Source organism: Streptococcus sp. 4155 (assembly GCF_013276695.1).
GTDB lineage: Bacteria > Bacillota > Bacilli > Lactobacillales > Streptococcaceae > Streptococcus > Streptococcus pseudopneumoniae.
Genome location: NZ_VMLM01000007.1, coordinates 1 through 9,553 on the forward strand (window position 1 = coordinate 1; position 9,553 = coordinate 9,553).

Genomic DNA, 9,553 nt, shown 5'->3' on the forward strand with positions numbered 1-9,553 from the left:
ATATGCGTAAATCACGAGAGTAATTGAATTCGGACTAAGGTTTGTGTGAAAAAGATAAATCTTTCTAGAGTCTAAAGACTCTGCGTCAGATTTCCTATTTTCACTCTAACCTTTTAACGTCCTCATATCTTGTATAAACGAGGAAAGATGTAGGACTTATCCCGTGAGGTCTCATGAGCGCTGAAAGCGTAGTAACAAGGAATCATGAGAAGTCAGCCGAACCCATAGTAGTGAGGAAACTTCTGTAATGGAAGTGGAGCGAAGGGGTGAATACTCAAACAGTCTGGGGAGAGACTGTTTGAGGTCTGTCGCTAGAAAGAGAAAACGACAGATCGAAGTAATCCTACTTCACTTGTGTCTGTAAAACGAACGGTCTGATAGAACTGGACTCTGTCACGTATTGACTAGATGAAGGTTCACCAATATAAGATGTCCCTCAGGCACCAAAACAAGAAAGGAATAGGCACATGTCAAAATTGCTAGATAAGATAGTATCACGCGAAAATATGCTGGAAGCCTACAATCAAGGAAAATCCAATAAGGGCTCAGCTGGGATTGATGGAATGACTATCGAAGAGATGGATAATTATCTCAGACAAAACTGGCGCCTGACTAAAGAACTGATAAAACAGAGGAAATACAAACCTCAATCAGTCCTGCGAGTTGAAATCCCCCAACCCAATGGAGGTGTCCTTCAGCTTGGGATTCCGACAGTGATGGATAGGATAATCCAACAAGCCATTGTCCAAGCTCTTAGAGTACTTAAATGACGGCTATGAGTGGATAGTGGATATAGACCTAGAGAAATTTTTCGATAGGGTTCCTCAAGATAGATTGATGTCCTTAGTACATAATATTATCGAAGACGGAGATAGGGAATCCTTGATTCGTCAGTATCTTCATTCAGGTGTTATCATTAACGGTCAGCATCATAAAACGCTAGTTGGCACACCACAGGGAGGAAATGTATCTCCTCTCTTATCCAATATCATGCTTAATGAATTGGACAAGGAATTAGAAAAGAGGGGACTTCGATTTGTGCGCTACGCAGATGATTGTGTGATGACGGTCGGAAGCGAGGCAGCCGCTAAGCGTGTGATGTATTCAGTTAGTCGTTTTATTGAGAAACGGCTAGGTTTGAAAGTAAATATGACCAAGACTAAGATTACCAGACCAAGAGAGCTGAAATACTTAGGTTTTGGGTTCTGGAAATCATCAGATGGTTGGAAAAGTCGTCCCCATCAAGATAGTGTTCGGAGATTTAAGCTTAAATTGAAGAAACTAACACAGAGGAAATGGAGTATAGACTTAACAAGACGTATTGAGCAACTGAATTTGTCCATTCGAGGATGGATAAACTATTTCTCATTGGGAAATATGAAAAGTATTGTCACCAGCATAGATGAGCGCTTGCGTACTCGCCTACGAGTGATTATCTGGAAGCAATGGAAGAAGAAATCGAGACGACTATGGGGATTGCTTAAGTTAGGAGTTCCTAAATGGATAGCAGATAAGGTATCTGGCTGGGGTGACCATTATCAATTAGTAGCTCAGAAGTCGGTACTTAAACGTGCTATATCAAAACCAGTCCTTGAAAAACGTGGACTGGTTTCGTGTTTGGATTATTACCTTGAACGACATGCGTTAAAAGTTAGTTGAACCGCCGTATGCCGAACGGCACGTACGGTGGTGTGAGAGGGGCTAGAGATTATCTCCTACTCGATTTTGAGAGGCAAAACTTTTTAAAAAATCTTTTTCATAACTTTATCCAGTACATTGATTGCTTCATCTTTCATGTTCTTTGTGACGTGGGTGTAGATGTAAGTAGTGACTTCAGAGTCGGAATGACCAACCCCGTCCGTGATTGTTTTTAAAGGAATTTTATTTTCTGCTAAGATGCTAATAGTGGTGTGTCTGAAGATGTGAGGGGACAGATGTTTGGGAATTGGTTTTTTAAGGCGTTCGTTTGCTCGCTGGAGAGACTTGCTCAAGACGGAACTATGAACTGGTTTTCCTGTATTGGTAACAAAAATACGGTCGCTTTTGTGCCAATTCTTATCGGTTGTTTCTCTTAGACGATTTATAGTAGGTTGAAATAATATACGAACAGCTTGATTAGGGAAATCAAATTAATTTCTAGAAATATTTTAGCATCCACGGTGTACTATTCTAGTTTCAATTTACTATAGTTCAATCATTCTATCAAGAATATTGAATATATAAAAGCGCGTACTATTAAAATTTCTTCTGATATCGAATTAGAGTCGGATGTCGATGGCGATAAATCAGATAATCTACCAGTCGACATCAAGGTACTAGGACAACACATTGAAGTGTATTCCGTACCTAAGAAACAATCATAAAACTCAAAGCCTTGTTACCGAGGCTTTTTTTATTATGTGATTTTCAGTAGGCAGATTTATTCTATATACAAGTAAAGCTAAGTATTTAATATTTAGCAGATTATGAAGAAAAGAATGGATGGCCTAAATATTTTAACAGATTTACGAGACTAATCATGGTATAATATAGGGTAATGAAAAATTCCAACGAGGCAGAGATGAAATTACTTTATACTGATATTCGGACTTCTTTGACTGAAATTCTAACCAGAGAGGCGGAGGAGCTAGTTGTTGCTGGCAAGCGAGTCTTCTACATCGCTCCCAACTCTCTTTCTTTTGAAAAGGAACGCGCCGTGCTGGAATGCTTGTCCCAGCAGGCTTCTTTTGCGATTACCGTCACGCGCTTTGCTCAAATGGCTCGTTACCTAGTCTTGAATGACTTGCCTGCCAAGACTAGTCTAGATGACATCGGTCTTGGGATGGTCTTTTACAGATGCCTTGCAGAACTTGACCCCAAGGACTTGCGTGTTTATGGAGCTATCAAGCAGGATCCTCAATTTATCCAGCAGTTGATTGAATTGTACCACGAGATGACGACTGCTCAAATGAGTTTTTTGGACTTGGAGAGTTTGACGGATGAGGACAAGAGGGCCGATTTACTCTTGATTTTTGAGAAGGTAACGGCTTATCTCAATCAAAGCCAGTTGGCTCAGGGAAGTCAGTTGTCCCATTTGATTGAGGCTATCGAGAATAACAAGGTAAGTAGTGATTTCACTCAAATTGCCTTGGTTATTGACGACTTTACCCGTTTTTCTGCCGAAGAAGAGCGAATTGTGGACCTACTTCATGGCAAGGGAGTTGAGATTGTTATTGGGGCTTATGCTAGTAAGAAAGCTTATGCCAGTCCTTTTAGAGAGGGCAATCTCTACCAAGCTAGTGTGGAGTTTCTCCATCATCTGGCCTCTAAATACCAAACGCCTGCTCAGGACTATTCTCAAACCCATGAGAAGATGGATAGCTTTGACAAGGCCTCTCGTTTGTTGGAGTCTTCTTGTGACTTTTCAGAACTCGCTTTGGATGTCGATGAGAAGGACCGTGAAAACTTACAAATCTGGTCTTGTTTGACGCAAAAGGAAGAGTTGGAGTTGGTAGCCCGTAGCATCCGTCAGAAATTACATGAGAACTCAGACCTGAGTTACAAGCATTTTCGTATTCTCTTGGGGGATGTAGCGTCTTATCAATTATCTCTTAAAACTATTTTTGACCAGTATCAGATTCCTTTCTATCTAGGCAAAAGCGAATCCATGGCCCACCACCCTTTAACTCAGTTTGTCGAATCTATTTTGGCTTTAAAACGCTATCGTTTCCGTCAGGAGGATTTGATTAATCTCCTCAGAACAGGTTTGTATACCGACCTTAGTCAAGCTGATATTGACTCATTTGAGCAATATATCCGCTATCTTGGTATCAATGGCTTGCCAGCCTTTCAGCAAACCTTTACCAAATCCCACCATGGAAAATTTGATTTAGGGCGTTTGAATGCCCTTCGTCTGCGTATTTTAACACCGCTTGAAACCCTCTTTGCTAGTCGAAAACAAAAGGCTGAAAATCTCTTGCAAAAGTGGAACTCTTTTCTAAAAGAAGGAGTTGTGACCAAGCAGTTACAAGATTTGACAGCAACTATGGAAGCTGTAGAACAGGAAAGACAAGCCGAAGTTTGGAAGGCCTTTTGCCATATTTTAGAACAATTTGCGACTGTTTTTGCTGGTTCACAGGTTAGTCTGGAGGATTTCTTGGCCTTGCTTCATTCTGGAATGAGTCTATCTCAATACCGTACCATTCCAGCGACAGTGAACACCGTTCTGGTGCAGAGTTACGATTTGATTGCACCACTGACTGCTGACTTTGTCTATGCCATTGGGCTGACTCAGGACAATTTACCAAAAATCGCGCAAAATACCAGTCTTTTGACAGATGAAGAAAGACAAAACATAAACCAAGCGACCGAAGAAGGCGTTCAATTACTGATTGCCAGCAGTGAAAATCTCAAGAAAAATCGCTACACTATGCTTTCTTTGGTCAATTCTGCCCGTAAGCAATTAGTTTTGTCGGCTCCAAGCCTTTTTAATGAAAGTGAAAGCAAGGAGTCAGCCTATCTTCAAGAACTAGTCCATTTTGGATTTAGGCGGAGAGAGAAGAGGTTGAATCACAAATGGCTGTCTAAGGAAGATATGGGGTCCTATCACAGTCTTTTGTCTAGTCTGGTTGCCTATCACCAGCAGGGCGAGACGAGTGATAGGGAGCAAGATTTGACCTTTGTCAAGGTTCTGGCACGTGTCATGGGTAAAAAACTAGACCAAAGAGGCCTTGCAAATCCTGCCCTTCCAACAAGTCCAAGCAGCAAGCCCTTGACCAAGGATACCTTGCAGGCTCTCTATCCTGCTGATCAGGAGTTTTACCTGTCTACCTCTGGTTTGACGGAGTTTTATCGCAATGAATACAGTTATTTTCTTCGCTACGTTTTAGGCTTGCAAGAAGAATTACGCCTGCGTCCTGATGCCCGCAGTCACGGAAATTTCTTGCACCGCATTTTTGAACGTGCCTTGCAGTTGCCTGACGAAGATTCCTTTGACCAACGTTTGGAACAGGCTATCCAAGAAACCAGTCAGGAACGGGAATTTGAGGCTATTTATCAGGAAAGTTTGGAAGCCCAGTTTACAAAGGAAGTTTTGCTTGATGTGGCACGGACGACTGGCCACATTCTCCGTCACAATCCAGCTATTGAAACCATCAAAGAAGAGGCGAATTTCGGTGGGAAAGAGCAGGCCTTTATTCAATTGGACAATGGACGCAGTGTCTTTGTACGAGGCAAGGTTGACCGCATTGACCGATTGAAAGCTGATGGGGCGATAGGAGTAGTAGACTACAAGTCTAGTCTGACCCAGTTCCAATTTCCTCATTTCTTTAATGGTCTTAATTCCCAACTGCCAACCTACCTAGCTGCCCTAAAAAGAGAGGGGGAGCAGAACTTTTTCGGTGCCATGTACTTGGAAATGGCTGAACCTGTTCAATCTCTGTTGACCGTTAAGAATTTGGCAGGTGCAGTAGTAGAAGCCAGCAAGTCTATGAAATACCAAGGACTCTTTTTAGAAAAAGAAAGCAGTCATTTGGGCGAATTTTACAATAAAAACAAGTCTAATCAGCTGACAGATGAGGAATTCCAGCTCCTACTGGACTACAATGCCCATCTTTACAAGAAAGCAGCTGAGAAGATTTTAACAGGCCAGTTCGCCATTAATCCTTATACCGAAAATGGCAGAAGCATTGCCCCCTACGTCCAGCAACATCAATCCATCACAGGTTTTGAAGCCAATTACCACTTGGGTCAAGCCCGTTTCCTAGAAAAGTTGGATCTAGCTGATGGCAAGCGTCTGGTCGGAGAAAAACTCAAGCAAGATTGGTTTGAAAAAATAAGAGAGGAGTTGAATCGATGAAGCCTATTCCCTTTTTAACTGAGGAGGAAATTCAAAAACTGCAAGAAGCAGAAGCAAATTCGAGCAAGGAACAAAAGAAAACTGCCGAGCAAATCGAAGCTATCTACACTTCTGGTCAAAATATCCTTGTCTCAGCGTCGGCTGGTTCTGGTAAGACTTTTGTCATGGCCGAGCGTATTCTGGACCAATTGGCGCGTGGTGTCGAAATTTCTCAACTCTTTATCTCAACCTTTACCGTCAAGGCTGCGACTGAACTCAAAGAACGCTTGGAGAAAAAAATCAGCCAACAAATCCAAGAAAGCGATGACGTTGACCTCAAACAACACTTGGGTCGCCAGTTGGCAGACCTACCCAACGCAGCCATCGGAACCATGGACTCTTTTACACAAAAATTCCTTGGTAAACATGGCTATCTGCTTGATATTGCGCCTAATTTCCGTATTTTACAAAACCAAAGCGAGCAACTCCTTCTAAAAAACGAAGTCTTCCACGAGGTCTTTGAAGTCCATTACCAAGGTAAGCAGAAAGAGACCTTTAGTCATTTGCTGAAAAACTTTGTTGGACGTGGAAAAGATGAACGGGGGCTGCGCCAGCAAGTCTATAAAATTTATGACTTCCTCCAATCCACCAGTAATCCTCAAAAGTGGCTGAGTGAATCTTTCCTCAAAGGTTTTGAAGAGGTTGATTTTACCAATGAAAAAGAAAAACTGACTGAGCAAATCAAACAAGCCCTTTGGGATTTGGAAAGCTTTTTCCGTTATCATCTGGATAACGATGCCAAGGAGTTTGCAAAGGCTGCCTATTTAGAAAATGTTCAGTTGATTCTGGATGAAATTAGCTCCTTAAATCAAGAGTCCGATAGTAAGGCTTTTCAATCAGTGCTTGCGCGTGTTGTCGCAATTTCGAAAGAGAAAAACGGCCGAGCTCTGACCAATGCGAGTCGTAAGGCTGATTTGAAGCCACTGGCCGATGCCTACAACGAAGAGAGAAAGTCCCAGTTTGCTAAACTAGGACAACTGTCAGACCAGATAACGATTCTCGACTATCAAGAACGTTATCATGGAGACACTTGGAAACTAGCTAAAACCTTCCAAACCTTTATGAGCGATTTTGTGGAGGCTTATCGTCAGCGTAAACGTCAGGAAAATGCCTTTGAATTCGCTGATATCAGCCATTACACCATTGAGATTTTAGAGAAATTCCCGCAAGTTCGTGAGGCTTATCAGGAGCGCTTCCATGAAGTTATGGTCGATGAGTATCAGGATACCAACCACATTCAAGAACGGATGTTGGAATTGCTGTCTAATGGCCACAATCGCTTTATGGTGGGAGATATCAAGCAGTCCATCTACCGTTTCCGTCAGGCAGATCCGCAGATTTTCAATGAAAAATTCCAACGCTATGCGCAAAATCCAAAAGAGGGCAAGCTGATTCTCCTCAAGGAAAATTTCCGTAGTAGTTCAGAAGTGCTGTCAGCAACCAATGATGTCTTTGAGCGCCTTATGGATCAAGAAGTCGGTGAAATCAGCTATGATAACATGCACCAGCTTGTTTTTGCCAATACCAAACTGACTCCCAATCCAGACAACAAGGCTGAATTTCTCCTCTACGATAAGGATGACACAAATGAGGAAGAAGAGGGTCAGGCTGACACTAAACTGACTGGTGAAATGCGCCTGGTCATCAAGGAAATCCTTAAACTCCATAAGGAAAAAGGTGTTGCCTTTAAAGAAATTGCCCTTTTGACCTCCAGTCGCAGTCGTAATGACCAGATTCTTCTCGCCCTGTCTGAGTACGGGATTCCTGTCAAAACTGACGGAGAGCAAAACAATTATCTCCAATCCCTAGAAGTGCAAGTCATGTTAGAAACCCTTCGTGTCATTCACAATCCCCTGCAAGACTATGCCTTGGTCGCCCTTATGAAGTCTCCTATGTTTGGCTTTGATGAGGACGAGTTAGCACGTTTGTCCCTTCAGAAAGCAGAGGATAAAGTCCAAGAAAATCTCTATGAAAAACTGGTCAATGCACAAAAAATGGCAAGTAGTCAAAAAGGCTTGATTCACACGGCTCTAGCTGAGAAACTAAAGCAATTCATGGATGTCCTAGCTTCTTGGCGCCTGTATGCCAAAACCCACTCCCTCTATGACTTGATTTGGAAGATTTACAACGACCGTTTTTATTATGATTATGTGGGGGCTTTGCCAAATGGTCCTGCTAGACAGGCCAATCTCTATGCCCTAGCTCTGCGAGCTGATCAATTTGAAAAGAGCAATTTCAAAGGTTTGTCGCGTTTTATTCGTATGATTGACCAAGTTTTAGAAGCCCAGCACGATTTGGCAAGCGTGGCCGTCGCACCGCCAAAAGATGCAGTAGAGCTCATGACCATCCACAAGAGTAAAGGGCTGGAGTTTCCTTACGTCTTTATCCTCAATATGGATCAAGATTTCAACAAGCAAGACAGCATGTCAGAAGTCATTCTCAGCCGTAAAAATGGGCTTGGTGTCAAGTATATTGCCAAGATGGATACAGGAGCAGTGGAATCCTACTACCCTAAAACCATCAAACTCTCCATTCCTAGCCTGCCCTATAGGCAGAACGAAGAGGAATTACAGCTAGCAAGCTATTCTGAGCAGATGCGTTTGCTGTATGTTGCTATGACGCGGGCTGAGAAAAAGCTCTATCTTGTCGGCAAGGGTTCTCGTGAAAAGCTGGAAGTCAAGCAATACCCAGCAGCCAAAAATGGGAAACTAAATAGCAATACTAGACTGCAAGCACGGAATTTCCAAGATTGGCTTTTGGCTATCAGTAAAGTGTTTACTAAGGACAAGCTCAACTTTAGTTATCGTTTTATTGGCGAAGATCAGTTGACCAGAGAAGCTATCGGAGAGTTGGAAACCAAGAGTCCTCTCCAAGATAGCTCCCAAGCAGACAATCGTCAGTCAGATACCATCAAAGAAGCTCTGGAAATGCTGAAGGAGGTGGAAGTTTATAATACTCTTCACCGCGCAGCTATTGAACTTCCTAGTGTTCAAACCCCAAGTCAAATCAAGAAATTCTACGAACCAGTTATGGATATGGAAGGTGTCGAGATTGCTGGTCAAGGTCAGTCAGTAGGCAAGAAAATCAGCTTCGATTTGCCAGATTTTTCAACCAAAGAAAAGGTAACTGGAGCTGAGATTGGTAGCGCTACTCACGAACTCATGCAGAGAATTGACCTCAGCCAGCAACTAACCCTTGCTAGCCTAACAGAAACACTCAAACAAGTTCAAACTAGCCAAGCTGTCAGAGACAAGATCAATCTTGATAAAATTCTTGCTTTCTTTGACACAGTACTCGGTCAGGAAATTCTTGCTAATACCGACCATCTCTATCGCGAGCAACCTTTCTCCATGCTCAAACGAGACCAAAAGAGTCAGGAAGACTTTGTTGTCCGTGGTATCCTTGATGGCTATCTGCTTTACGAAAACAAAATTGTTCTGTTCGACTACAAGACAGACCGCTATGATGAACCAAGTCAACTCGTAGACCGCTATCGTGGTCAGTTAGCTCTATACGAAGAGGCTTTATCACGAGCCTATTCGATTGAAAATATTGAAAAATACTTGATTTTACTCGGTAAAGACGAGGTTCAAGTTGTAAAAGTATAACTTATACTCTTCGAAAATCTCTTCAAACCACGTCAGCTTCACCTTGCTGTAGGTATGGTTACTGACTTCG

General features: G+C 42.4%; 3 protein-coding genes and 2 pseudogenes. 4 read left to right on the plus strand and 1 reads right to left on the minus strand.

Annotated features, from left to right (window positions below; all coding sequences use genetic code 11):
- Positions 1-467: 467 nt before the first annotated feature.
- A pseudogene (locus tag HT715_RS01195) lies at positions 468-1,659 on the plus strand (group II intron reverse transcriptase/maturase).
- Positions 1,660-1,742: 83 nt separating this feature from the next.
- Here HT715_RS01195 and HT715_RS01200 read toward each other — a convergent pair.
- Positions 1,743-2,102: a tyrosine-type recombinase/integrase gene (locus HT715_RS01200; protein ID WP_078929799.1), complete on the minus strand. Its 360-nt coding sequence runs from the start codon at positions 2,100-2,102 to the stop codon at positions 1,743-1,745.
- Positions 2,103-2,207: 105 nt separating this feature from the next.
- On the opposite strand from HT715_RS01200, the pseudogene HT715_RS01205 reads away from it, so the two are divergent.
- The 3 genes and pseudogenes from HT715_RS01205 to addA form a co-directional block, all read left to right on the plus strand.
- Positions 2,208-2,363: pseudogene (locus tag HT715_RS01205) on the plus strand (diacylglycerol kinase family lipid kinase); the annotation flags it as partial.
- A gap of 197 nt (positions 2,364-2,560) precedes the next feature.
- On the plus strand, positions 2,561-5,836 hold the full coding sequence (gene rexB / locus HT715_RS01210; RefSeq protein WP_119919514.1) for an ATP-dependent nuclease subunit B: 3,276 nt from the start codon (positions 2,561-2,563) through the stop codon (positions 5,834-5,836).
- Positions 5,833-9,483, plus strand: a complete 3,651-nt coding sequence (addA, locus tag HT715_RS01215) for a helicase-exonuclease AddAB subunit AddA (protein WP_119919515.1) — start codon at positions 5,833-5,835, stop codon at positions 9,481-9,483. The genes rexB and addA overlap by 4 nt, the downstream gene beginning before the upstream one ends.
- Positions 9,484-9,553 lie beyond the last annotated feature (70 nt).